Raw genomic sequence first — 26,190 nt, 5'->3', positions numbered from 1 at the left:
CTCTCTATCATTTATCGGCAAAAATTACCTAGAGATGAAGTCATGAAAAAAAAGAGCCTGGACAAGGGTTCCCCCCTGCCAAACTCGTCTTGCGGATTACTTATTTCACATATGATTTCGTGCGTAAAATGGCTGTTTGGTGAGCGGCATCCCACTGGACATCCAAGCCAATTTGCTCAGCGAAGAAACGCACAGGCACATACGTACGGTCTTGCTTCACATAAGGAGAAACATCCGTCACTTGTTTGATGTCTGTTTGACCTACTTGTTTACGTACAACACCTGTTTCACCAATCGTTAGCTCAACCGTAACATCACCTTTGATAAGCTGAACGACTGATTTCCCAGCTTGCTCAACATATTTGACTTCATAGCCAAATGTTTCACTTATAGCACGAACTGGAACCATAGTACGTCCACCCTGAATCTCAGGCTCTGCATCGAATGAAATCACTTTATCACCATTTACCACTTTTACTTCGTTATTGTTTGCTAGATTTCCCGGCAATTGATAAGGAGCTATTCTACGAATTTTGTTATTAGAGGAATCTGCTACCACAATATTACCTTGAGCGGTTACTAGAACGTCGCTCGGATTGTAAAACTCAGCTGCTTGTTCCACGCCGTCCGCTTCACCAGTTTGGACCGTCCCAGCAATCGTTGAAACCTTTCCATTCAGCAAATAACGAACCACATGATTTAGACTATCTGAGATTAAAACTCCGCCTTCGGAAGTTACTGCAAGCCCTTTAGGGCAGTCAAACTTCGCTTTAAGCGCATCTCCATCTGCAAAGTCTCCACCTGCATATAACTCATTTTTATCATAGATTGTTTGATTGCTTAAAACGGGTGTCGATCCAGCCACCGTAGTCACAGTCCCTGCTTGGAGGTCGATATAACGTATACGTTGGTTGCCTGTATCACTTACAAACAAGTTGCCTTTGCTATCTAAAACCAATCCAGCAGGTTCATTGAACTTCGCTGTGGCTAAGCTGCCATCTTGAAATTCACCAGCAAAAGAAGCTTCCCCTGGACGGATTTGAATAGCTCGAGTCGCAGCCGCATTCAAAGTAGAAACACTGCCGTCAACTGCTATTTTACGGATAACATGATTGAGTGAATCCGCGACATACACGGTTCCATCTGCAGCTACCGCAACATCACTTGGGTGATTAAATTTTGCCTCAGCACCTTTTCCATCCTTACTGCCAGGAACCCCATTTCCTGCCAACGTGGAAACTTGACCATTCGTATCCACTTTCCGAATTGCGTTATTTGCTGAATCAGCTACATACACATTCCCTTTGGCATCCACAGCTAACCCTGTAGGCTCATTGAAAAAGGCTTCTGACGATTTCCCATCAACAAGACCTCCTGTTGGAAAGCCTTGGTTGTTCTTAGTAACGACAAACTCAGGACCAGCGAAAGTTGTTACTTTCCCACCTGAAATTTTACGAATGAGATGATTCCTTGTATCAGCTACAAGAATACTGCCATCTGATAGTTGAACAACACTGCCAGGAGCACGGAATGCCGCACTTAGCGCATCCCCGTTCTTATCTTCAAAATCGCCGATCCCCGCGAAGGTCGACACGTCTGAAAGAATTTGCCCGTTGCTGGATAAAAGCGCATCCGCAGACAATCCTGCCGCCCATGCGGATGAACCTCCCAAAAAGGTTGCGGCCACTAGGGATGAAACGAATATATGTTTTAAGGGTTTCATTGGTTTCTCCTTATACTATTTATAAATTGATAGGTTCACTATTTGTTGTCTCAGGTTTCACAGGAATTTCTATTTCTTGAACTTCTAAACCATTCTTATGAACAATGACGATTTTTTCGACTTTAATAGTATATGGTCCTGCAGTTGTCTCCAATGAATGACCATAAAACGGAATTGTAACTAACCTTTTAGTTCCATTTATCGCTTCAATATTATTTGAATTTGCGCCAAAATTCGTCACTGCATACACAAGCTCTTTCTGTAAACCGTTAGAATATTCTTTAATATGATCCGCACTATTGGTTTGGCTAAAAATATCCGAATTACTTACCCAAGGGTGCCCTTCATTAACATCAAGAGAAATATTGGAACCATAAGATAAATGCACTTCTACACCATAGATTGTGTTGTTGCCGATAAAGTCACTCAGATTTACATTTAAATTGAATTTACCAAAATTGCTAACAGAGCCAGGCGCAAGGCTTATACTCGGTGTTATTACTGGTGCCCCTGAATCCGAATCCCCTGGACTCCCCGGATTCCCTCCCGGTGCTGAAGTATTCGTCCCATTCTTCTTATCATCAAAATCCTTCTTCTCTTTATCTGTATAGCTTTCTTTCAATTTCGCTTCAGCTTCGGCTTTAGCCTTCTCCTCCGCTACTTTCTTCTCTTCGAATATCTTTTTCTTTTGGTCTTCCAAAGCTTTAAGCGCAGCAGCCAGCTTATTTTTGAGCTCTTCTTGCTTCTTCGCTTCTTCCAGTTGCTTTTTGAGCTTCTCTGCTTCAAGCTTTTGAAGCATCTCTTTCTTTATTTTTTCTTTTTCTGCGTCGACACCTGCAGTTTTATCTAATTCTTTTACATTGTTTAAATCTAATTTTTTTTCTTGTTTATCGATTTTTGCATTTGCTTGTTCAATGAGTTTATTCAAAGACTCTTTATCAACCTTATTTTCCGCGAGAGCCTTCTTGGCAATATTACCAATTAAATTATCTAAGTTTTGTTTCACTTTATCTAATTCAGCCTGGTCCTTCACAGATAATGAAGTCTTATCATCCACGAGTTTGCCATCTTCGATTTCTTTCTTTTTCTTAGCAATAAACTCTTCATTCTCTTTATCCATTTCGGCTTTGTTCAGGATAATCTCTTTGATGATTTCCGGCGATGCATCCTTTATAAAATCATCTAAATCAAGGAAATCTACTTTCAGAGACAAATCATCCGTCTCATCCCTTGAATCCAAAGAAATTTGTTGCGTCGGATATAAGTATGTAATTGAAGACTTTTGAGTGGAGTCAGCTCCATTTATTACAGTCGATGCGGAGACTTTCCCTGCTCCAACCGCCATCTTAATTGCGCCTGTTTTCGGATCAACGGTAACAAAGAACTGCGTTCCACGAACACCCATAACGGCTGTTGGCGTCTCAATTTCAAATTCATCATTTGATCCAGCTAATGATTTCACCTTGACCCACATGGAACCGGCCCACACTTTAAGCTTGGATTTCTTATTTCCATCTGAGGTATTTAGGTCTGACACGTTAATCTCAGCATTTTCGCCTAAGGTTACGTCCGCATCCCCATTACTCAAATTAAGCGTGACGGATGAGCTAGCCCCTGTGTAAACCGTGTCGCCTTGATTTAAACTCATACTTTCATAGGCATCGTACGATTTGGAGCCTCCGCCTTTCTTGATTGTTACATCACCGGATAATGCCGCAATGACTGCTACTCGAACGGTTTTTGCTTCCACAGGTTTTACAAGCAGCGCTGAGACCAAACTAAACGCTAAACAAAAACTTAAGAATAATGACGTAAATGATTTCTTAGTTATTCCCACACCGAATTCCTCCCCAGCATTCATTTATTAAAGATTCCCGATAACTTCATATACCGCCACGGGCTTTTCTTTTCCTTTTACCTTAATTTCACCGATGGATTCTATCTCAAAAAGGTCTTTGACCCTCGCATAGGTCTGTTCACTGATTAGAATTTGACCTGGTTTCGCGTTCGCTTCTAATCTAGCTGACAAGTTAACCGTATCTCCGATAGCCGTATAATCGAGCCTTAGATCTTCTGAACCAATGTTTCCAACAACCGCAGGTCCGCTGTTAATACCCAGACCGAACTTCACTCCGATGCCATACTTTTCAATCAGTCTCTGCTCAAGAACACTAGCCTGCGACTTCATCTCAATAGCCGCTCGCACAGCCATCTCCGGGTGATTGTCATATTCAATTGGAGCACCGAACATCGCCATGACGCCATCACCAATAAATTTATCAAGCGTCCCATTAAATTTGAAAATAGCTTTTGTACATACATCCAAATACTCATTCAATACTTGAATAACTTGCTCTGGCTCTAGTCGTTCCGACATGGGGGTAAACCCGCGAATATCTACGAAAATAAGTGAGATATCTTTACGACTGCCGCCAAGCTTAACATCTTCACCCGACTGGAGTAGCTCGTCTACAACCGTTTTGGAAACGAACCTTCCGAAGATACCGGTTACGCGGTTGCGTTCCTTCCGCTCTTCCAGGTAATGACTCACCAACGACCAAATATAGATCGTAACCAGAGCAAATTGCGGGTATACAAGAGGGGCGAAGGTTGATCCAGCAATGTAAAAGGTTAACCATACGCCACCATAAATCACGAACATTCCTAGAAAAATAAATAGGGCTGTTTTGCCTTTAAATCTATGAAATAAGTAAATAGCTAGCAAAGAAATAAGTAAGATAATACCTACGCCAAAAGGCTTACTTGTATCTTGATAAAACTTGCTTTCTAATAAAGTTTGAATCATATTCGCATGTATTTCGATCCCAAACATCTTAACAGAGCTGATCGGTGTTGGATATTCATCCTGCATGGCCGTTACGAACGGTCCTACCAGAACAATGCTACCTTGCAAAGGTAAGGAATTTTTACTATTAATAACATCAATGAAAGAGAGTGATTCATAGCCTGTTGTTGCATCCACTTTCTGCCTCGGCAGTGTGAAGAATTCTGTCGTAACTTGATTTCTTTCGTTCGTTGGCATTACTTTATTGCCGCGCTTCCATTGTCCAGTTGCTTCATCTCGCTTCACTTTGTCCTTATCATCCAGAACTAGATTGGCAAGCGCAACGCTGAACGCAGGTATGTATGCTCCATTCTCATCCGGCAGCCCAACTGGCAGCTTCCGAGCCTTACCATCCTTATCTACAAACACATTAATATGTGCCATTTGCTGCCTACTGGTTGTTAGTGTTGGAGTGGGGTAGTCGATTTTCTCAGGCACAAGGTCGCCTGCTTGTTCTTGCTTGGAGGGATAGTTAATTTGGACGGGCATGATGACATTTTGATACTTTGCCAAAACATCAGCCAATGCTTTATCGTCAGCGGGGTTTTTCGAAGGTTCAGCTAAAACCACGTCTATACCAATTGCTGCTGCGCCTGACTGCTCTAGCTTCTCTATCAATTGCGCATAGGTAGTTCGATCCCACGGAAATTTCCCGATTGCTTTAAGTGATTTCTCATCAATCTTAACAATTTTGATGCGATCCTCTGGTTGACGTTCATCCACAGATTTAGCTTTCCGCAAAACATCTTGGAGGGGACCCTCAACAAAATAAAACAAGCCACTAGAGTTAACCGTGTAGAAATATGTCGAAAATAACATCAACAAAAGTCCTACCGCTAAAGTTTGAATCCATTTCTTCTTACCCATAAGATCCTCCCAATGTTTACTAGTTTCATTGTAAGATGGCAAGTAGAAAATGGCAATAAATAGTTACATGTATATATAATTTGTATCAAAAAAAGAGCTCAATTCCTTTGCAGGAACTGAGCTCTTTCGACATTTTGCGAATCACTTCACAAAATTATGTTTTATACTGATTAGCTAAAAGGTGTATCCGCAACTTTAATGGAATCCGTTGGGCAGCCATCTTGTGCATCCTGTAGATCATCAAAAAGATCTTCTGGGATTTCAGTTACCCCTTTGTTGCCGTCTCCATCAAAAATCACTTCAGCCAAACCTTCATCATCGTAATCATAGATGTCTGGAGCTGTAGCTCCGCAAGCGCCACAAGCGATGCAAGTATCTTTATCAACAAATGTATACTTTGCCATGATTTCTAACTCCTCCTCAAATTATCCTCAATGTAAAATATAATATAAATACGGACAAAGTTCAAACCTTAAAATTAATAACTCTCAAAATATTGTTCAATAAAGTCAGCTATTCCAGGGATATTGTTCAAATCGAAGGAAGGAAAAGCTGCTAAATGAAAGTTGAAATCGCCTATATCTGTTGCAATAGCAATGGGCTCAGGCTCAAGAACTTGAATAATTTCATTTTGCTCTATTGTACGAAAAACTGCAATCTTTGGATGCTTTTCCTTCTTGAAGCCTTCGATAAAAACATAGTCTAGATGTGCATAAGCTCTTAACTGTTCTTCTAGACTTGGATTTCGCTTCTTTTCGAACACATGAACCCCATCTGGAGATAGGGTTACAACCGCTTCTGCACCGGATTCTACAAAAGTCGTTGAGTCCGTCCCTGCTGCTTCTTTATAATGTCCATGCGCATCATGTTTCATTACAGCTATCCGATAGCCGCGCTGCTTCATTTCTACGATTAGCTTGGCCACTAACGTTGTTTTCCCACTGTCCGAATAGCCGGCAAAGCCAATACAATGTGCCATATCTCTTCACTTCTCCTCTTCTTTGTGAAGGGGATTGTTCCTCAAATGGTCCATTTGCAGGGATGTCCCTCTCGCTTTATGATTTCTAATCAACGTTGCAGGATTGTCGCCCATCATCCCCGCGGTTAGAATCGCATTTTCCCCGAATTTATCACGCAGTCCGTCCATAATGCGGTTTAAATTCTCCCGTTTAGGCTGCTTTTCATAATCGAATAGATCCAACTGAACGAACGTTTCTTCCTTCATCGTTAGATTTTGCAGCGTAATCCCAAGCAGCCGAACAGGGTTGCCTTCCTCCCATTGATGATCATATAACTGGCACGAGGTTCGATAAATATCGTCCATATGCTCGGTTGGCGTAGGCAGGGTGACAGATCGTGTAATCGTCCTCATCTCCGGATCACGAATCGTAATTTGGATCGTGGATGCCATTAGCTCCTGCTTGCGAAGTCTTCTTGCAACTTGATCCGCCAAATTTAAAAATACTCGGTGAATTTCTTTGGTATCGGTAAAATCCTGCGGCAGCGTCGTAGTATGTCCAATTGACTTGCTTTGTTCTTGTTCGGGGTTTACAAGTGTTGGGTCAATCCCATTAGCCGAACGCTTCAGATGTGAACCTAAGATGCCAAAGTGTTTACTAAGCAGCAACTCGTCACCTACTGCTAGCTGACCTAACGTATGAATGCCAAGTCTAGTCAGCTTATCCGCCGTCTTTTTACCAATTCCATATAAATAATTACACGGTTTATCCCACAATACTGTGGGAACATCTCGTAGACGCAGGACAGATATCCCGTTCGGCTTCTTCATATCAGAGCCCATCTTGGCAAGCAGCTTATTGGGGGCAACGCCGATCGAACAGGGCAGCTTCAGTTCCTTCATGATCTTTTGCTGGATGTTATTCGCAATCTCAAGTGGGGTTCCAAATTGCTTGGACCCTGTAATATCGACGAAACACTCATCAATTGACATGGATTCCACCATAGGTGAATAGCTATAAGCAATCTGCATAAACCGTCTTGAGAAGCTGCGATACAGCTCGAAATCAGGTCTTATCAGGATCAAATCCGGACATAACTTCAACGCCTGCCTAACCTGCATGCCTGTCTTGATCCCTACAGCGCGCGCAGCATAAGATGAAGTAACAATAATCCCTTTTCGAAGCTCAACACTACCGGCAACAGCAAGAGGCTTCCCTTTATATAAATCAGGCTCAACAGCCTCATGAACAGAGCAATAGAATGCATTCATGTCTATATGCAAAATGACTCTACCTTGCTTGGGATAATGATGCTGAGTTGTCACCATTTAAATTCCCTCCCATTGATAAACGACCAACTATTAGAGCCATTTTCAGCATACAAAAAATTATTCTTTCAAGCAAACGTATTTTTGCGTTATGATGTCTTTACCCATACTATTATGGTATAATCCTAAATTATACATTAGCGCTTTAAAGCAAGCACAAGCACCTACACATCAAGCACCGAAGTCACTTTGCTAGCTTTTGAAGGAGGAACCCATGCCAACATCAGTCAAAATCTTCGACACAACTTTACGAGACGGTACGCAAGGAGAAGGCATCAGCTTATCCGTCGAGGACAAAATTAAAATTGCCCGCAAGCTCGATGAGCTTGGGGTTCATTATATTGAAGGCGGATGGCCGGGCAGCAACAGCAAAGATATTGAATTCTTTGAACGCGCTCGTGACATGAAGTTCACAAATGCGAAGATTACTGCATTCGGAAGCACACGGCGTAAGGATTCCATAGCTGCGGATGATATTAATCTGAACAGACTCGTAGAGTCAGGCGCTCAGGTAGCAACCATCTTCGGTAAATCATGGGACTTCCATGTCACAACAGCCATTCAAACCACACTTGAAGAAAATCTTGCCATGATCTATGATTCCGTTCTTTATTTAAAAAGTTGCGGTCTTGAAGTCATCTATGATGCCGAGCATTTCTTCGACGGTTACAAGAATAATCCCGAGTACGCCTTGCAAACAATCAAAAAAGCACAGGACGCTGGAGCTGATTGGATAGTGCTTTGTGACACCAACGGCGGCTCATTACCTGGAGAAGTAACATCTATTGTCACTACCGTTAAACAAAATGTCACTACCCCCGTTGGCATTCATGCTCATAATGATTGCGAATTAGGTGTGGCAAACAGCCTTGCTGCTGTACAAGCAGGAGCAGGACAAGTTCAAGGAACCATCAATGGTTATGGAGAACGCTGCGGTAATGCTAATCTTAGCTCCATTATCCCTAACCTTCAGTTGAAGCTTGGCTATTCGGTTATTTCAGAGGAGCAACTGCAATCATTAACGCCTGTTTCGAGATACATTAGCGAAATCGCCAACATGCATATGCCTGTTAATCAGCCTTATGTCGGGAATGCGGCATTTGCGCACAAAGGCGGTATTCACGTTTCAGCCATTCTCAAGGATGCTAGCACGTATGAGCATACGAAGCCTGAACTCGTCGGCAATAAACAACGTGTACTTGTTTCAGAGCTTGCAGGGCAAAGCAATGTGCTTGTGAAAGCTCAAGAACTGAATCTAGACTTCAATAAAGAACATCAGAAAACCAAAGAAGTCATTGAGAAAATTAAAGATCTCGAACATCAAGGCTACCAATTCGAAGGAGCCGATGCCACACTTGAGCTTTTGCTGCGCGAAGCATTCGAAGGCCTAGAAGAGATTTTCACATTAGAATCGTTCAAAATGCTTGTTGAGAAATCCGCTAATCAATCGGTCGTTTCCGAAGCCATCGTCAAAGTGAAGGTTCATGGGGAAACGATCTATACCGCGGCTGAAGGCAACGGTCCTGTAAATGCTCTTGACAATGCCTTACGTAAAGCGCTGATCCAATATTACCCTGATATTAAGAACGTCCATCTCTCCGACTATAAGGTACGTGTCCTTGATATCAAAGGTGCTACTGCCGGTAAGGTTCGCGTTCTTATGGAATCAACTGACTTCAAGACAACATGGAATACACTTGGTGTGTCCAGTAACATCATTGAAGCTAGCTGGTATGCACTCGTAGATAGTTTGCGGTATGCACTAATCGGAAGAAAACGTGTAGAGCCTGCGAACAAAGATCAACAAGAGCGCTTAGGCTTAGTAAACCATTAAGGAATAAACCTCTATCGAGCTCACTCAGTGTAGAGCGACCGCATTTAGAGGTTTTATAAGAAGACATTCAAGAAAAGCTGCAAAGAGTACGCCAACCATTGGCGCTCTCTTGCAGCTTTTTTTATTCTTTAATGAGACCCGCAATTTTCTTATCCAAATCTCTAGGTGAGAGTACATGAACGACCTCGCGAATGACCCCATTTTTATCGATTAAAAAACTGGTTGGAATTGCAACCACTCGATAGGTATCCGCATTCGTTCCTTGCTTATCTAATAACACCGGGAATGGGTATTTGTAGGTTTCCACAAACTTCGTAATGTTCTCCATTTTATCACCAGGTGTCACATTGACTGCATAGAGATCAAACTGTCCTTGATATTTGTTGTACACATTCACCAAATCTGGCGCCTCTTCCTCACATGGACCACACCATGAAGCCCAGAAATTAACGAACAAAGGCTTCTCACGAGGTCCACCAATCGTGTAGTCTTTCCCATCAAGCCCTTTTAACGTAAACGAGGGGGCCAAGAAATTCACTTTTGGCGCTTGCTCAGTAGGCATAAGCGTCTCTTTATTCTGACGCTGGGCGTTTTGATAAATCGCAAAACCAGCTAAGATAACCACCAGGGCTATCACAAACACATTTTTTTTCAAAAGCATATCCACCTCCACTCTGTCTATATTATCTCCAATTCCTCGTAAATTCCAACATCCATGGACAAACAACTCCGTCGTCCCACAGGGACGAGCTGGTTTGTCAAGGTTGACGCGAAGCAAAAGTATAAGACTATACTATTCTTTTCAACAATGAAAATCCAAAGTATGCTTTCAACTTATTTGGGAAAAGTAAACATACATCATGTTCTGAAAGGACTCTCATTATAATGACTACAAAAGCAGCCGAGGGCAAAAAAATTTCTGAAAATATATTTAAAGATAAATCTGAAAACAAATCCGAAAAGTCCAAAAACAAAAAAGGTCATATCTGGGAATACGTCGCCATTGCAACGATCCCTTTAGTTCTCGTTCTAGGTAATTCCATGCTAGTCCCTATCTTGCCTGATATGCAGGAAAAAATGGGCATATCCCGTTTCCAGAGTTCACTCGTCATCACTCTATTTTCCATCACAGCCGGACTCATCATCCCTGTATCTGGTTATTTATCAGACCGTTTCACACGTAAAGCCGTCATCATCCCTTCCTTAATCATTTACGGTTCTGCAGGCGTTCTAGCAGGCTTTGCAGCCGTTTGGAATTCCTATCCTATCCTGATAACAGCACGAGCTATACAAGGCTTAGGAGCAGCAGGGACAGCCCCTATCGCGATGGCGCTTGTAGGAGATTTATATAAGGGCGGGACCGCGAGTAAAGCGCTTGGGCTCATAGAGGCTTCTAATGGAGCTGGTAAAGTCGTAAGTCCGATATTAGGATCTTTATTAGCTTTAATCGTTTGGTTTGCGCCATTTTTTGCATTCCCAATATTCTGTGTGTTAGCACTGCTCGCAGTTATCTTTATGATTAAGGAACCGCCTAAAGAAAAGGAAGCGGAACCTCTTAAGGATTACTTGAAGCAAATTCGAAGCATTTTTCGAGAAAAAGGTCGCTGGCTCATCCCTGCGTTTTTCGCTGGCTCCATTTCGTTATTTATTCTGTTCGGCGTTCTCTTTTATTTATCCCAAATATTGGAGGAAGAGCCTTATAGGATCGAAGGTGTTCGCAAGGGACTTATTCTCGCCATCCCTTTGCTTGGTATGGTCATTACCTCCTATACTACCGGTGCTAAAATCAAAGAGAACGTCATATTGATGCGCTGGTTAATGAACATTGGACTCATCATGATGACCGTTTCGCTAGCATTAGCCATCTTCCTAAATACCAATCTCTACATATTTATTGGTTTACTTACACTAAGTGGTATAGGCACTGGTCTGCTGCTTCCTTGCTTAAATACACTGATTACCGGTTCTGTAGAACGTGAACAGCGTGGAATGATAACCTCGTTGTACAATAGTCTCCGTTTCATTGGTGTAGCGTGCGGTCCACCACTTTTCGGATGGCTCATGAACATTTCGGACAAAGCCATATTCATCACCGTATCTTCCTTAGCACTTCTTATGCTTGCACTCGTGTTCTTCTTTATTAAACCTAAAGGGGAAATGAATAAAAAAGCATGATATACTAACCTCATTCTAACATGCGCATTGATTAGGAGGGGGATAGATGGTGAATGTATGTATAACTGAAGAGCTCTACAAAGGCCTAATCTCCCACAGCTTACAACGACTTCCTGAAGAAGCATGCGGCTTCATTCTCGGTGGACAAGCCCATGGAAAGAAACAAGAACTGCAAGCGAATACCTTCATTCCTTTACGTAATATCGCAAGTAACCCACGAAATCGGTTTGAAATAAGTCCCGTAGAGATGCTCCCTTATATTATGAACAGCAATAACCCCGTGATCGGTCTTTTCCATTCGCACCCAACGGCTCCTCCTGTTCCTTCAGAGCAGGATCTACAAACACTCTGGCATTCGATTCCTACCTATTGGATCTTATCCTTTCAGCAATTGCAACACCCCGAACTACAGCTTTACCAAATAAAAAAAGCCCCCCAGACCTCATATCACAAACTTGCGTTTGTCATCGGTCAGTGATGGCTTAATAAGGCGTACAAATCACCTAAGGTATCTACATTTCTTGATTTTATTTCCTCCATGAATCTAGACCACAGCTGCGCAGTCATAAGGGAATCCTCAAGTGCATGGTGACGATTCGTTACCGGAATATCATAGGCATGAAGCAGAGAGTCCAAGCTCAAATTTTTCCTCTTCGGCATTAGCCATTTGGCAATCATCATAGTATCGAGAACACGATGTGATAAGCTCACTTTAGACGTGCGCCATAGGGCCGAATTCAAGAAGTTTTTATCATGCCCGGTTGCATGAGCAACCAGTATTCTTTGCCCAACATACTCCAAGAAGTCACTTAACACTCCTATTAATTCAGGCGCGTCAGCGGCCATTTCGTTCGTAATACCCGTTAGGTCCACAATCTCTTCCGGAATCTTACGTTTTGGATTTACCATGCTGTAGAACGTATGATTACTTTGCACTTCACCGCCAATGACAGAGACGCCTCCGAATGAAATAATTTCATCACCGTTATAAGGAGAGAAGCCCGTCGTTTCCAAATCAAAAACAACGATTTCCATTGAGTGAAGCGGTATTTCAAAGAGGGAATCTTTCCTTTGCTCCTTCAACATGGAACGAATAAAAGCCATCTGTTGAGCACTTTGCACATCAAACATGGACGTAAGCGCTGGTGTAAGACCACCCATTTTGTACAAATGCCACATTCGCCCAGCCGGACGCATATCTTTCATCTCGAATCACCTCTCCTCTATCCAATGAAAAATGAAACTTAGCTTCCATTATTTCTAACCTTTTTCTGTCTCTATGTGTGACTCGATTGATTTTCTAACATACTTTTGTAACTCCATCCCAGTACGCAGGCATTGTTTTAATTCTTGCTTTATCTCTTTGGTCAACTGTTCAGCGTTTAGCTTGCCTCTTGTCGCGTACATCTCACCATCAAGCTGATAAGGTGTCAAATCTCTAAGCTTAAGCGCAACTCCAAAAGCAGCCTGCCATTCCACTGCTAATTGCTTAGGGATGAAGGAAGTTTCCTGCAGCAATCTAATTCTCTCCAACGTAGATGAGTGCATAATCCCTGCTTGGATAGCAAGAAGTCGAATCCCATTTACAATAGGAATATAGGCGCCATATTTAATGTCAAACCCACCTGCATCTTCTCCATACCTCTCTCTAATCAGATGTCCGAATACGCCCAATGTTATTCTGTGATGGAGAGTATTAGATAACAAATACTTCAAGATACTCGGATGTTCCTGAACATAAGCAAGAAACTCGCCTTTGAGCCGATCTACCATAGCTTTAGAACCGAAGATACAGCGCATGTCAGCAAGGATGAGTAAATAACGAACATTCTCCCAATCCGGCTCCATAAACCATGCTGTCATCATCTCGATATACATGGACAACGGCTTTCGCCATTGCTTGTTACTTGAAATCACATTGCCTTCACAAGGCGGATAGCCTAAAATATCCAACCCGCGAAGGATACACTGTACAAGTTTAATAAAATAGATATCTAATTCTTCCTCTGTATGATCTTCACTTTCTTCATAAATAAGTCCGTTATCTTGATCACTCCAAAGTGTTTGTTCACGTCTCCCTCCACTGCCAAACAATATAAATGCATAAGGAACAGGCGGTTTCCCGAACCCTTCATCCTCCAACATATGTTCAGCCAGTTCTATCGTTCTGTGAATGAAGGCATCGTGTATTTGATTCACTTTTCGCCCAATTTCAGGTGAATGAGAGAAAAGGAGATGCTCCCGAATCATCTCATGCACCTGATCTCTGGTTATTCGCATCTCATCGAACTGTTCCGATTGATAAATGCGTTCCAGGATCTGTTCCATTGAGAGATGATTCATGTTGCATCCCCTTTGCTCTAGTAGAAAGTGTATGTGGTATTAAACGGACACGCCGTTTTGAGCTGCTTTTTTCATTTGTTCTGGATATCCATAAGAACCGTGTTCAGACAAATCCAGACCGATAATTTCTTCTTCTTCTGTAACACGAAGACCAATTGTAGCTTTCAGTATACCTAAGATAATGAAGGAAAGAACAAGTACGAATACAAATGCTCCAGCTAAACCTAGTGCTTGAATGCCCAATTGGTGTAAACCACCGCCGTAGAACAATCCTGCACCACCAACACCAACCTTCGCTGAAAGCTCAGGTGTTGCGAACAAACCAGTGGAAAGAGTACCCCAAATACCTGCGATACCATGAACGGAGAAAGCATAGATCGGATCGTCGATGCCAGCTCTTTCAAACCATTGTGCTGTGAAGAATGTAACAATACCAGCTACCGCACCAATGACGATGGCAGCCCAAGTATCTACGAATGCACAAGCTGCTGTAATCGCAACAAGCGCTGCAAGAACACCGTTTAACATACTAGGAATATCTGCTTTACCGAAGTACATCCAAGAAATGATAAGAGCCGCAACTCCACCTGCCGCAGCAGCCATGTTCGTTGTCAGAGCAATATAACCAAAGAACCCATCACCCATTGCACTTAGTGTACTACCTGGGTTGAAACCGAACCAACCAATCCAAAGAATGATAACACCGAGGACAGACAGTACTTGGTTGTGACCAGGAATCAAGTTTGGCGTTTTATCTTTATTATATTTACCAATACGAGGTTTTAACAAGATGGTAGCTACAAGCGCTGCAGTTGCACCTTGTAAGTGAACAACCGTGGAACCCGCGAAATCTTGCATACCAAGTTTGCTCAACCAGCCGCCGCCCCATACCCAGTGAGCAACAATTGGATAAATCACGACTGTAAACAAAATTCCGAAGATGAAGTAAACTGGAAGTTTCGCTCTTTCAGCAAATCCCCCCCATGCAATTGCTAAAGATACACCTGCGAAAGCTAATTGAAACAAGAATTTAATCCCAATAGGTACATCCGAGAAAGAAAGGGATCCAAATGCCGCTGCCGCTTGATCTTCTAAACCTGTAACGAAGAACCCTGTCGTTCCGAAGAAAGCATTTCCGTCACCGAAGGCGAAACCGAAACCTACAGCCCAGAAAGCGATGGCGCATAAGCCAAAAGTTAAAATTGTTTTACCGGCTACGTGACCGGCATTTTTCATTCTAGTAGACCCCGCTTCTAATAAAGCAAAACCAGCTTGCATGAAGATGACCAGAATAGCTGCTAACATAACCCAAACGGCATCGATTGCACTTTGAAGTTGGGGTACTGTCGCTTCATCTGCAGCAAAAGCGAGAGTAGGGAACAATAATGCCATAACGCCGAAAGCTAACAACAACTTCTTAACCATACGACCACTTCCTTTTTAATGTTATATTAAGTAACATGTAATGAAACTCTTAATGTCATTATATACAGGTTAAATGGGTTTGACAATAGGATTTTCTTTAAAAAATTGAAAAAAGCGAAAAATAACCTCACATAGAACAGGCATAATTCGTGTTTTCATTCATAGATCGAGCAAAATGTTACAATTCCTCTCCTAAAATCAATGTCAGGTTTGAAAAGTATTACGTTTGACTGTACGGTTTGTAATCAGGTATCATTACTATATAGAAGAATTCCTACATAACATTGGAGTAGAGGTGAACTTATTATGGGAAAAGAGAAGCTTTATAAAATCGGGGAACTAGCCAAACTTGCCGATGTCAGTTCTCGAACCATTGATTACTACACCAAGTTAAACTTGATTGAACCCGAGACGAGATCAGATACGAATTACCGCCTTTATAGTGATGAAACTTTGACTCGACTTAAACGTATTGAATCTATGAAGAACGAGAAATATACCTTAGAGGAAATCAAAGCGAATTTACAACAATGGAGTAAAGTGTCGCCAGATGATACAGTGAGAGATAAGCTGACATCTATCCAGATTCATCTAGAGCAGTTAATGAAAGAAGCTAAAGAGCTGGGACCTATCATCCAACAGTTGAAACCAAATCAAATGAAGAAGCTTTCCCGCATACTTACGCAGCCAACCGCGGCCTGTATTGAAGCGCTAATCGTTCTTCTAGGTAAAAATCCGTTCTCATAACGAAATACGGAGGAATGTCAAATGTTCTTTTTTCATCCCATGGATTTTCTCATTATTATTGCATTCGGACTTTCGTTGTGGGCCTCGTTTCGAGTTCGGGGAACATTTAACAAATGGTCCAAAGTTCCGATTTACTCAGGAATGACGGGAGCTCAGGCGGCAAGACGCATGCTTGATGCCAACGGACTGTATGATGTCCCTGTTGAAGCAGTACCCGGAACCCTGTCAGATCACTATGATCCGATAGCCAGAGTAGTACGTTTATCTGAACCAGTCTACTACCAAAGCTCCATATCTGCTGTCGCTGTTGCCTGTCACGAGGTAGGCCATGCCATTCAACACCAAGTTCACTATCCAATGCTTGTCGCAAGGCACCGCATGTTCCCAGTTGTTAATTTCGCTTCTGGTGTAGCTCCTTTGCTCATACTAGCCGGCTTCTTCTTCCAACAGATCCCATGGCTACTCGGTCTTGGTATTATCTTTTTCGCAGCAGCCGTTGCTTTTCAATTAGTTACACTGCCAGTAGAGTTTAACGCTAGCTCAAGAGCCAGAGATTTAATGATCGCCGAGGGCTTCATTTCTAATGAAGAAGAACGCGGGGTAGCCAAGGTATTGAATGCAGCCGCTCTTACTTACGTTGCAGCCGCATTAATCTCCGTTCTTGAACTTCTGAAATATATCATGATCTTTAATGGCCGTAATAGTGACGATTAAACATAAAAGCTCATCTTGTGGGTGTCAATCACACACACAAGATGAGCTTTTTTTCATTGAAAATAATCACATAGAAACCGTCTGAACACTTCAGCCACCAAGGGTAGCTTTTCACCTTTTCGGCAAATTAAACCGACAGTTCTAGTGACTACAGGATCAGTCACACGAATTTTGACTGGCTGCATTTGACCACTTTCCATTAAAGCCATGGAAGGAAGTAAGCTCACCCCCATACCCGCGGCTACTAACCCCCGAATGGTATCTGTTTCTTCACCTTCGAACTCAATCTTCGGAACGAAGCCCGCTTTCAAGCAAGCCTCCATCACAATCGTACGCAGCGTATATTCTTCACTAAACATAACGAATGGCTCATTCTTTAACTGCTCCAGTCGTAAGGATGTGTAATCCGCAAGGATATGGTTGGAGGGAATTATCGCATACAGCTCTTCGGTTAACAAAATTTCACCCGAAACATGTTCATGAGATTCTGGAAATGGCGAAATGAAAGCCAGATCTATCTCTCCCTTAGAGACATCTCGGATTAAGGACGTATAAGTCCCTTGACGGAGCCTGAATTTAACGTTAGGGTGATCTTTTTTAAAAGCTGCAACGACAGCAGGGAGCAAATTGATGACTAGGCTATGTGGAAACCCAATGCGAATTTCCCCGGCTTCCGGGTCAAGAAATTCATGTATTTCGCCAACAGCGCGTTCCAAGTCTGTCAATATCCCCTCGACTCGGCTTAAGAATAAATGACCTACAGAGGTGAGATGAAGATTACGACCTTTTTGCACAAACAAATTAATGCCCAGTTCTTCCTCCAAAAGATGAATCTGCCGGCTAACAGCCGACTGTGCAACATGCATTTCTTCTGCTGCTTGGGTCACATGCTGCTTTCTTGCTACTTTTACAAAGTACTGCAATTGTCTTAATTCCACTTGGATAAATCCCCCGACTTTTCTTACGTGATTACGAGCTTACAAAATCTTTAAACATTTTAAATTATAGCCTTACAGTAACGATTGGACAACCTAAGTTCAAAAAGCTTATAATAAATAAGTTGTTATTTAGCATGGAAATTAAAGGAGGAAACAGTTCATATGGCACAAGAACGTACTGGTGTTGCTACCATTAAAGGCAATCCGATTACTTTGGTAGGACCTGAAATTAAAGTGGGTGACAAAGCACCTAACTTCACAGTTAACAAAGATTTGATGACTCAAGTTTCCCTCGCAGATTATGCTGGTAAAGTAAAGCTGATCAGCGTTGTTCCATCTTTGGATACAGGCGTTTGTGACGCACAAACTCGCCGCTTCAATGAAGAAGCAGCAGGTCTAGGCGACAATGTTGCTGTTCTTACAATCAGTGTTGATCTTCCTTTTGCACAATCCCGCTGGTGTGGTGCGGCAGGTATTGACAAAGTGATCACTTTGTCCGATTACAAAACAAAATCCTTCGGCGAAGCTTATGGCGTATTGATCAAAGAGCTTCAACTTGATATGCGTTCCATTTTCGTTATCGATGCGAATGATACCGTTCAATACGTTGAGTACCTTGGCGAAATGACGGCTCACCCTAATTATGAAACAGCCGTAGAAGCTGTCAAAAAATTAGTTTAATACGCACAAAATAAAACAGCAAGGAGGCCTAGCTTCCCTGCTGTTTTTGTTTCTTATTAGCGATAAAACTTTCATCTAACCGCGGTCTCTCATCTTTGAATAGCCGCGATAAGAGTTTTCTCATCCTTCAATCTTATATGAAGCAAGTTTTCTGTCTAATTGTTTATAAATATCTATAATAGTACGGTAATTGGAACCTAAATCCCCCATTGAGCCTCGGGATGCTGAATAAATGTCTACCGCGGTTTTCACGGGATTAATCCCAAATAGCGTTAACGTTACATCCTGTGTTCGTCCAGTCACTGTTTTACGTTCCGCGAGAATCTCACCTACATTTTGAACTTCGTGGAGAAGTTTATAGCCCGGCGTTTTTTTCAGAACGGCAGTGACTTCTTCCCATACTTGTTCTTTAGGAAGCTTGTAATATCTTGTTTTAAGCAAAGGATCTTTGGCTTTATCTCCGGTCGTTTCATGACTGCGAAGTAATCCGATTAAAGTTCTCTTAAGCAAAAGCCTTTTCCCCCTTCAATGAAGTACATATAGACCACTTGCCATTTCTACACTGCTCTCTATCTTACCATTGTTTAGGCTTAAGAAAAAGAGGGGAAATATAAATCGGAGGATTGCTCCCCCGATTTTCCATTTCTATTCCATATTTTATTAGCCAAAAAATGTGGTGTAAAGTAAGTAAGCATTCAAGCCGGCAATCAAAATAGCCACAAACCAACTTAGGACAATCATCCACTTTGGCGTTACAAGCTCCCCCATCTTCTTTCGGTCCGAAGTAAATGTAACAAGCGGAATAACTGCAAAGGAAAGCTGCAAGGATAATATTACCTGACTGAGAACGAGTAAATCTGTCGCGCCGCTCTCTCCATAAATACCAATGACAATGACCGCGGGCACGATCGCGATTAATCGCGTAATTAATCGTCGCAACCAAGGAGTGAGTCGAATGTTAAGGAAGCCCTCCATCACAATCTGACCGGCCAATGTACCTGTAAGTGTAGAATTTTGTCCTGAAGCTAGCAGCGCAACTGCAAATAGAATACTCGCGGCACCTGTGCCCAGCATTGGCCCCAAAAGGTGATAAGCATCTTGTATTTCCGCTACTTCTTTACCTGCCGAATGAAAGGCTGCTGCAGAAAGAATGAGTATCGCGGCATTGACGAACAAAGCCAGCATTAAAGCTACAGTCGAATCGATTGTGGCGAATTTAATCGCTTCACGTTTACCTTCTACCGTTGGCTCGATTTTGCGTGTTTGTACGATAGAGGAATGCAAATATAAATTATGAGGCATGACAGTTGCTCCCAGAATACCAAGGGCGATATATAACATAGCTGGGTTCGTTACAATTTCCGTTCTAGGAATAAAACCAACGGCAACAGCAGCAAAATCAGGTCTTGAGAAAATAAGTTCCATCACGAAGCAAACCGTAATAAGAGCGATTAGACTAATAACCATGGCTTCGATGTATCGAAATCCTTTTTTTTGCAGCATAAGGACCAAAAGAACATCTAACGAAGTAAGAATGACTCCATAAATAAGCGGTAGACCGAACAATAACTGTAAGGCAATCGCTGCACCAATAACTTCTGCCAGGTCACATGCCGCAATAGCTAGTTCACATAAAAACCATAGCCCGAATGAAACAGGCTTACTATAATGATCACGACAAGCTTGCGCTAAGTCTCGACCTGTAACAATTCCTAGGCGGCCAGACAAAGCTTGCAGCAGAATCGCCATTAAATTTGATATTAAAATAACAGAAAGCAATGTATATCCGAATTGAGAACCACCTGCTAAATCAGTCGCCCAATTTCCCGGATCCATATACCCTACGGCTACGAGATAGCCCGGACCTACAAAAGCGAGCAGTTTACGGAAAAAACCCGCTTTCTTTGGAACGCGCATACTATGATGGACTTCAGGCAGACTAGGCATTGATGAGTTGCCTTTCCATCCAGTGGACTCTTTCTCTGGTTTTTTATATGCTATACCCATCTGATTACCTCTTCTTTCGTAAGACCAATAATGTTGTTCAAAGGAAACTTTATTCACGATTATACTATATGCCCCTATCTTATGCTATAGGTAAACTATCATGTGCATATAAAAAACATTTTCCCTTAGGAAAGTTTTAACAAGGAGGTATTCAACGATCATGCTGATTCGTCCAGTTGAAAGCGATACAGATATTAGGAAGGCTTATGAGATCGAGACTACTGTTTTCTCAAAGGAGGCGGCTGCCTCATTAGAAGCTTTTCAGATGAGAAAGCATGTATTTGGAGCCTATTTTCTTGTGGCAGAAAATGAGCTAGACCATCAAATTATCGGCGTAACCAATAGCGTAAAGATACATAATAACGAATTAGCTGATGATAGCATCAAGCAAGAGACACAGCACGCTGAGGAAGGACAATATCTCTGTGTGTTGACTATAGCCGTTCACCCGTCCTACCAACGGCGCGGGGTTGCCACTGAACTTCTGAAACGTATCATCGAAATAGCCAGAAAAGATGATTTGAAGGGTATTGTTTTAATGTGTGAAGAGCATTTAATTTCATTCTACGAAAAAAATGGATTTCTTTATGTAGCTCCCTCCACTTCTCAGCATGCTGGCATCCAGTGGCATGAAATGAATTTAATCTGGAAATAAATATCGCCGTAAGCAGGATTTCCGTTATATCGTGCGAATATATTAACTAATAATCTTTGTATATTTATTAAACAAACAAAGAATATAGAGGAAACTAATTATTTAACAACAACTTAACCAACAAAGGGTGAATCTTCGTGTCGTATTTCATGGGCTTAGATTTAGGAACTTCTGCAGTTAAATGCATTCTTGTGGATGACTCTGGCCAGGTGATTGGCAGCCATAGCGTTGAATATCCGCTTCAGCAGCCCCATCCGGGATGGGCAGAGCAGCATCCAGAGGATTGGTGGAACGCCACAGTCCAGGGTATCCGCGCTCTTTTGGAGAAAACAAGCGTCGCTGGCGAAGCCGTCGCTGGTATTGGCTTCTCCGGCCAGATGCACGGGTCGGTATTCCTGGACGAGGCGCAGCAGGTCATCCGGCCTGCGCTGCTTTGGTGTGACCAGCGCACCGCGGAGCAGTGCGCTTACATTGAGTCGACCGTCGGCGAAGCCGAACTTGGACGACTAACGGGCAACCGGGCGCTAACCGGCTTCACCGCGCCCAAGGTCATTTGGCTCCGGCAGCATGAGCCGGAGCACTACGCGCGCGTTCGGCATCTGCTGCTGCCGAAGGACTACGTCAGGCTGCGCCTGACGGGAGCGTTCGGCATGGACATGGCCGACGCAAGCGGCACCCTGCTGCTGGACGTCGCCCACCGCAGCTGGTCACAGACCGTCACTGAGCGGCTGGACATTCCTATGGAATGGCTGCCGCCGCTCTATGAGTCCGGCGACGTGGCCGGACACCTGCTGCCTGAAGCGGCCAGTCTAACCGGCCTAGCCGCAGGCACCAAGGTCGTCGCTGGTGGCGGCGACCAAGCATGCGGCGCCGTAGGTGTTGGCGTCGTACGCCAAGGCATCGCCTCTGTGGCGCTCGGCACGTCCGGTGTCGTCTTCGTTCACGACGACACCTACCAAGTAGATGAAGCTTATCGGCTTCATTCCTTCTGTCATGGTGTGCCTGGCAAGTGGCACCGCATGGGGGTCATGCTGGCCGCTGGCGGCTCGTTCCAGTGGTGGCGCAACCACTTCGCGCACGAGGAGCTTGAGCGTGCGCAGCAGGAAGGCAAAGACGTCTACGAGATCCTGACGTCTGCAGCGGCCACAGCTCCCATCGGGAGCGAAGGCTTGCTATTCCTGCCTTACTTATCCGGAGAGCGGACACCGCACCCTGATCCGAAGGCTCGAGGCGCCTTCATCGGTCTAAACCTACGGCATCAGAAAGCACATCTCACTCGTGCTGTTCTCGAAGGCATTACCTTCGGGCTTCGCGACTCACTGCAACTAATCCGAGAGTCTGGCATTGAAGTCACCGAACTTCGCGTGAATGGCGGCGGTGCCAGAAGTCCGTTCTGGCGTCAAATGATTGCTGACATCTTCGGTATCCCTGTGGTTACTGTTAATTCCACAGACGGCCCTGCGTATGGCGCTGCAATTATGGCTGCTTCCGGCGTACTGCAAGAGGATATTACTACACTCTGTGAGAAATGGATTCATATTACCGATCGCGTAGAACCAAATGTTGATAATCAGAAACAGTATGAAGCCTACTATCAAATATATCGCGGTCTTTATGGAACTCTTCAGAATACATTCCATCAACTAAGTGATTTGGCTGGTCATTGAAAATAATTAAAAAGAGGTTGAATCAGGAATCTACCTGATCAACCTCTTTTTAATACAAAAAAACCCGCCTATGCCGTCCGGTTTTGGTGCTTCAAACCCGCTCTCGCAGGTGGGTGTCCGCAGAGGTGTATTTGAGGTCCCCTTTCGAGGGCATGTCAGCCACACTTCAATGTAGGTCTCCCTAGAAACAGTCATTGGTTTAAAACAACTTAAAACCGTTACGAACATCGCAGGATTCTTTTGTAGTTCTTATTATAGTGCCGTACCGGTTGATTATCAACTGGTAGGTTTAGTCTCTAGTCTTTTCATTCTCATCTTTTTTATGCAAGCTAACTTCTTTCTTACTTTCTTCTTCACCTTCAGTTACAGCTTCAGCGTCACTTTGTGCTTCCTCTTCTTGCGCTTCAGCCAACCTTTGTTGCTCCTTCTCTTCTAGTTCTTGCTGCTTCGTTTGGAGTTTGGTGAAGCTGCGGTTAAACTGCCAGAACGAGAAGGTCGCCATAATACTTCCCATAAAGAAAACGACCAGGAAGAAATTAAATTTGGTCAAACAAATGTAAAGGATGGCTCCGTTGCAAAGCAGCAGAACAATCGAATTGATTGGATTACCTATGGTAATCAATACAGCATTCTTCAAAATTTGTAAAACCTTCATATGCAAATGAACCATAATCGAGAAGAAATTGAACATAGAAATGATAATAATGACCGTGAAAGCGATAAACAATACGGCCAATAGTTTCAGCGAACTCCCCTGCTTCAAATAAAAGAAGTAGTTCACCGCAATGATAACGAAAATGATTACGAAGAAAATACCACCTACCATGCTCTGCAGGTAGTTTTCTTTATATCCACGGAAATATGTTTTCAAAAGTGGTACATCTTCTTCTCCTGTTACCCATTTCCGAGCCACAGCAAACATCGCGGAAGTTGCAGGAAATAAAGTAAACGGTGCCAAAATGGCGATAATGGGCAGTGATGCCTTCAATGCATCAACGGATGGACTCACCAAGCCCATAAAAGCAAAAAAGAAAACCGGAATCGAACATAGCATCCAAAGCAGATTAATGACCGACAAACGCATAATCCACTCCGATATTCTGTACAGTCCTCCCATAACTCCTCTAAACTCCAAAACAGCTTCCTCCTTAGCGTTTCCTTACGGAAACTTTCTACGTTGATTGTTAAAACGCATACATCTTAAGTTGTCTTACTTTTACATTGGTTTAATTATAGCCTATTTTTCAACATATAGGTAGATGTCTAGTCGTTCTAGGTGCTTTTACATAGTATAGTATTGTCAATAAGAACTACCCCCAAATATTTTTCAGGAGGTTGATACTATGTCTCATCCAGTTGGAACATCCGCAGGTGCCATTTTGGTTCTCTTCATCTTGCTCGTAATAATAACTAGTTCTTTCGTAATTTAAACCATATACCCATGGTAAAAAGGCGAAGATCCTTCTGGATCTCCGCCTTTCTTTTTTTGGGGTTATTCCCCTTATTTATTCACTAATGTATCTTCGCTCTTACGAGGAGCTCTTGAACGATCGCGGTTCCCGGAGTTGTTGCTTCCGTACTCACGGTTTCTGGAAGATGAACTGCTTCCACCTTCTCTGTTTGAACCATAATCTCTGCTATCTTTACGCGGGTAACGGGAGTTCGAGCTGCTGCTGGAACCAGCACCAGAGCTGTATCCGCCACCTTGACGACGATCTCCTGATCCTGAACTTGAGCCGTAGCCACCGCCAACTCGTCTACCTGAGCTGCGTACATCGAATTTTTTCTTTCTTGCACGAATCGGATCTTCTGGTGTTAACTCAATATTCGTTTCCTTTTTGTCGCCTGTCAGAAGCTTCATAGCTGCAGCAAGGAGATTAACGGAATCATATTGCTCTAACATTTGAATAGCTAGGCCTTTGAATTCTGCTTGTGTATCATTTTGAAGCACATCAAGAATACGCTCAGCTGTCATTTTTTGTTTACCTTCAATGGCTTCAGCCAAGCTAGGTAAAGGTTTTTTGTTAATTTTGTGGCGTGTAACTTTCTCGATAAAGTGCAGGTGATCGATCTCTCTAGGTGTTACGAAAGTCCAAGCTGTACCTTCTTTACCAGCGCGGCCTGTACGACCGATACGGTGAACATAGCTTTCTGGATCTTGCGGAAGGTCAAAGTTAATTACATGAGTAACGCCGGATACATCTAGACCACGCGCAGCAACGTCTGTTGCTACAAGGACATCAATGCTGCCGTCACGGAATTTTCTCATAACATTATCACGTTGATTTTGGGACAAGTCACCATGAAGACCTTCAGCTGCATAGCCTCTTTTTTGAAGAGCTTCTGCCAATTCATCAACCCGACGTTTTGTACGACCGAAGATGATTGCAAGATCAGGAGCTTCCATGTCGATCAAACGGCTAAGCGCTTCGAATTTTTGTTTTTCATGCAATTCGATATAAGCTTGGTCAATCAATGGAGCACTAACTTGTTTCGGGATAACCGATACGTGCTCAGGGTTACGAAGAAACTGTTGTGCCAATTTTTGAATATTGGTTGGCATTGTTGCAGAGAACAACATCGTGTGACGCTCTTCTGGAACCAATTTCAAAATGGACTGGATATCATCCATGAAGCCCATGTCGAGCATTTCATCCGCTTCATCCAAAACCACTGTTTGCACATCGTCTAATTTGATTGTTTTACGGTTAATATGGTCAAGTAGACGTCCCGGTGTACCGATAATGATTTGCGGTTTTTTCTTCAATGCACGAATTTGTTTAACGATATCCTGTCCACCATAGATGGGCAAGGAACGAATGCCTTTGAAACGACCGAGTTTCTCAATCTCTTCCGCAACCTGGATGGCAAGTTCCCGTGTAGGACACATGATAAGAGCAGAAATGCGCTCTTCTTTCATATTGATTTTGTGAATAAGCGGAATACCGAAAGCAGCTGTTTTACCTGTTCCTGTTTGCGCTTGCCCGATTAAATCCCGGCCTTCCATAGCCAAAGGAATCGTTTTTTCTTGGATCGGTGTGGACTCTTCAAAGCCCATCTCCGTAATCGCGCGTAAAATCGTTGGCTCTAAACCAAACTCTTGAAATGTTTTCAAATATATTCAATCTCCTTTTGTACAGGGCAGGCTAATGCCTTGTATCTTTTTTACCCTTAAGTACGACTTCCTATCCGTGTCTATAGTTTTATTGGTGGAATACACTTTCGATTTAACATCTTCCATGATCCAACTGGCCGCCCTTAAGAACATCTAAAATATTATAG

At 43.0% G+C, this 26,190-nt stretch carries 23 protein-coding genes and 1 other RNA gene; 8 read left to right on the top strand and 16 right to left on the bottom strand.

Going from position 1 to position 26,190, the window contains the following annotated elements:
* Positions 1 to 100: 100 nt before the first annotated feature.
* The 6 genes from AC58UU_RS01945 to AC58UU_RS01920 all read right to left on the bottom strand — a co-directional run bounded on the left by AC58UU_RS01945 (position 101) and on the right by AC58UU_RS01920 (position 7,722).
* A complete protein-coding gene (locus AC58UU_RS01945; protein ID WP_497312461.1) occupies positions 101 to 1,723 on the bottom strand; it encodes an NHL domain-containing protein in 1,623 nt (540 codons plus the stop codon).
* Positions 1,724 to 1,742: 19 nt separating this feature from the next.
* Positions 1,743 to 3,560, bottom strand: a complete 1,818-nt coding sequence (locus AC58UU_RS01940) for a FecR domain-containing protein (protein WP_497312459.1) — start codon at positions 3,558 to 3,560, stop codon at positions 1,743 to 1,745.
* Between the two features lie 27 nt (positions 3,561 to 3,587).
* Positions 3,588 to 5,435 (bottom strand): CHASE2 domain-containing protein, encoded by a 1,848-nt coding sequence (locus tag AC58UU_RS01935; RefSeq protein WP_497312457.1) that lies wholly within the window; start codon positions 5,433 to 5,435, stop codon positions 3,588 to 3,590.
* A gap of 170 nt (positions 5,436 to 5,605) precedes the next feature.
* On the bottom strand, positions 5,606 to 5,839 hold the full coding sequence (locus AC58UU_RS01930; protein WP_047686106.1) for a ferredoxin: 234 nt from the start codon (positions 5,837 to 5,839) through the stop codon (positions 5,606 to 5,608).
* A 74-nt stretch (positions 5,840 to 5,913) separates the two neighbouring features.
* Positions 5,914 to 6,414 (bottom strand): molybdopterin-guanine dinucleotide biosynthesis protein B, encoded by a 501-nt coding sequence (mobB, locus tag AC58UU_RS01925; RefSeq protein ID WP_497312455.1) that lies wholly within the window; start codon positions 6,412 to 6,414, stop codon positions 5,914 to 5,916.
* A 6-nt stretch (positions 6,415 to 6,420) separates the two neighbouring features.
* Positions 6,421 to 7,722 (bottom strand): DNA polymerase IV, encoded by a 1,302-nt coding sequence (locus tag AC58UU_RS01920; protein ID WP_497312453.1) that lies wholly within the window; start codon positions 7,720 to 7,722, stop codon positions 6,421 to 6,423.
* Positions 7,723 to 7,936: 214 nt separating this feature from the next.
* Here AC58UU_RS01920 and cimA point away from each other — a divergent pair, with 214 nt between their 5' ends.
* Complete coding sequence (gene cimA, locus AC58UU_RS01915) at positions 7,937 to 9,556, top strand: citramalate synthase (protein WP_497312451.1); 1,620 nt, start codon at positions 7,937 to 7,939, stop codon at positions 9,554 to 9,556.
* A gap of 121 nt (positions 9,557 to 9,677) precedes the next feature.
* On the opposite strand, the gene AC58UU_RS01910 is transcribed toward cimA, so the two are convergent.
* Positions 9,678 to 10,217 carry a TlpA disulfide reductase family protein gene (locus AC58UU_RS01910; RefSeq protein ID WP_171640336.1) on the bottom strand — a complete coding sequence of 180 codons (540 nt, stop codon included), beginning with the start codon at positions 10,215 to 10,217 and terminating at the stop codon, positions 9,678 to 9,680.
* 224 nt (positions 10,218 to 10,441) lie between these two features.
* Here AC58UU_RS01910 and AC58UU_RS01905 point away from each other — a divergent pair, with 224 nt between their 5' ends.
* On the top strand, positions 10,442 to 11,731 hold the full coding sequence (locus AC58UU_RS01905) for an MFS transporter (protein ID WP_497312449.1): 1,290 nt from the start codon (positions 10,442 to 10,444) through the stop codon (positions 11,729 to 11,731).
* A 46-nt stretch (positions 11,732 to 11,777) separates the two neighbouring features.
* Positions 11,778 to 12,209, top strand: a complete 432-nt coding sequence (locus AC58UU_RS01900; protein WP_497312447.1) for a M67 family metallopeptidase — start codon at positions 11,778 to 11,780, stop codon at positions 12,207 to 12,209.
* Here AC58UU_RS01900 and AC58UU_RS01895 read toward each other — a convergent pair.
* From AC58UU_RS01895 to AC58UU_RS01885, 3 genes are read right to left on the bottom strand one after another with little or no spacing between them, the layout of a single operon-like run.
* Positions 12,203 to 12,937 (bottom strand): exonuclease domain-containing protein, encoded by a 735-nt coding sequence (locus AC58UU_RS01895; protein WP_497312445.1) that lies wholly within the window; start codon positions 12,935 to 12,937, stop codon positions 12,203 to 12,205. The genes AC58UU_RS01900 and AC58UU_RS01895 overlap by 7 nt on opposite strands.
* 54 nt (positions 12,938 to 12,991) lie before the next feature.
* Positions 12,992 to 14,074 carry a DUF294 nucleotidyltransferase-like domain-containing protein gene (locus tag AC58UU_RS01890; protein ID WP_497312443.1) on the bottom strand — a complete coding sequence of 361 codons (1,083 nt, stop codon included), beginning with the start codon at positions 14,072 to 14,074 and terminating at the stop codon, positions 12,992 to 12,994.
* 39 nt (positions 14,075 to 14,113) lie between these two features.
* Positions 14,114 to 15,499 (bottom strand): ammonium transporter, encoded by a 1,386-nt coding sequence (locus AC58UU_RS01885; protein WP_497312442.1) that lies wholly within the window; start codon positions 15,497 to 15,499, stop codon positions 14,114 to 14,116.
* A 306-nt stretch (positions 15,500 to 15,805) separates the two neighbouring features.
* Between AC58UU_RS01885 and AC58UU_RS01880 the strand changes: the two genes are divergently transcribed.
* Complete coding sequence (locus tag AC58UU_RS01880) at positions 15,806 to 16,246, top strand: MerR family transcriptional regulator (protein ID WP_497312440.1); 441 nt, start codon at positions 15,806 to 15,808, stop codon at positions 16,244 to 16,246.
* Positions 16,247 to 16,267: 21 nt separating this feature from the next.
* Positions 16,268 to 16,960 (top strand): zinc metallopeptidase, encoded by a 693-nt coding sequence (locus AC58UU_RS01875; RefSeq protein WP_171690040.1) that lies wholly within the window; start codon positions 16,268 to 16,270, stop codon positions 16,958 to 16,960.
* A 53-nt stretch (positions 16,961 to 17,013) separates the two neighbouring features.
* On the opposite strand, the gene gltC is transcribed toward AC58UU_RS01875, so the two are convergent.
* Positions 17,014 to 17,898: a glutamate biosynthesis transcriptional regulator GltC gene (gene gltC, locus AC58UU_RS01870; RefSeq protein WP_497312438.1), complete on the bottom strand. Its 885-nt coding sequence runs from the start codon at positions 17,896 to 17,898 to the stop codon at positions 17,014 to 17,016.
* A gap of 162 nt (positions 17,899 to 18,060) precedes the next feature.
* On the opposite strand from gltC, the gene tpx reads away from it, so the two are divergent.
* Positions 18,061 to 18,579, top strand: a complete 519-nt coding sequence (gene tpx, locus AC58UU_RS01865) for a thiol peroxidase (RefSeq protein ID WP_057306969.1) — start codon at positions 18,061 to 18,063, stop codon at positions 18,577 to 18,579.
* 120 nt (positions 18,580 to 18,699) lie between these two features.
* Here the strand turns inward: tpx and AC58UU_RS01860 are convergent, their stop codons facing one another.
* Together AC58UU_RS01860 and AC58UU_RS01855 are read right to left on the bottom strand one after the other, a co-directional pair.
* On the bottom strand, positions 18,700 to 19,089 hold the full coding sequence (locus AC58UU_RS01860; RefSeq protein WP_171690042.1) for a DUF1499 domain-containing protein: 390 nt from the start codon (positions 19,087 to 19,089) through the stop codon (positions 18,700 to 18,702).
* A gap of 150 nt (positions 19,090 to 19,239) precedes the next feature.
* Entirely contained in the window at positions 19,240 to 20,586 is a 1,347-nt protein-coding gene (locus AC58UU_RS01855; RefSeq protein WP_497312435.1) for an Nramp family divalent metal transporter, read from the bottom strand.
* A gap of 160 nt (positions 20,587 to 20,746) precedes the next feature.
* Between AC58UU_RS01855 and AC58UU_RS01850 the strand changes: the two genes are divergently transcribed.
* Together AC58UU_RS01850 and xylB are read left to right on the top strand one after the other, a co-directional pair.
* Positions 20,747 to 21,241 carry a GNAT family N-acetyltransferase gene (locus tag AC58UU_RS01850; RefSeq protein ID WP_497312433.1) on the top strand — a complete coding sequence of 165 codons (495 nt, stop codon included), beginning with the start codon at positions 20,747 to 20,749 and terminating at the stop codon, positions 21,239 to 21,241.
* A 149-nt stretch (positions 21,242 to 21,390) separates the two neighbouring features.
* Positions 21,391 to 22,908 carry a xylulokinase gene (xylB, locus tag AC58UU_RS01845; RefSeq protein ID WP_497313130.1) on the top strand — a complete coding sequence of 506 codons (1,518 nt, stop codon included), beginning with the start codon at positions 21,391 to 21,393 and terminating at the stop codon, positions 22,906 to 22,908.
* A gap of 57 nt (positions 22,909 to 22,965) precedes the next feature.
* Here the strand turns inward: xylB and ssrS are convergent.
* From ssrS to cshA, 3 genes are all read right to left on the bottom strand, one after another.
* Positions 22,966 to 23,147, bottom strand: a non-coding RNA gene (ssrS, locus tag AC58UU_RS01840) — 6S RNA.
* A gap of 50 nt (positions 23,148 to 23,197) precedes the next feature.
* Positions 23,198 to 24,043 carry a YesL family protein gene (locus AC58UU_RS01835; RefSeq protein WP_497312431.1) on the bottom strand — a complete coding sequence of 282 codons (846 nt, stop codon included), beginning with the start codon at positions 24,041 to 24,043 and terminating at the stop codon, positions 23,198 to 23,200.
* Positions 24,044 to 24,409: 366 nt separating this feature from the next.
* The gene (cshA, locus tag AC58UU_RS01830) at positions 24,410 to 26,023 is read right to left on the bottom strand and encodes a degradosome RNA helicase CshA (protein ID WP_281366890.1); all 1,614 of its coding nucleotides are present in this window, start codon (positions 26,021 to 26,023) and stop codon (positions 24,410 to 24,412) included.
* Positions 26,024 to 26,190 lie beyond the last annotated feature (167 nt).

The organism is Paenibacillus sp. JT22N1 (genome assembly GCF_059692155.1).
This window is presented reverse-complemented; position numbering and strand designations above follow the sequence as displayed.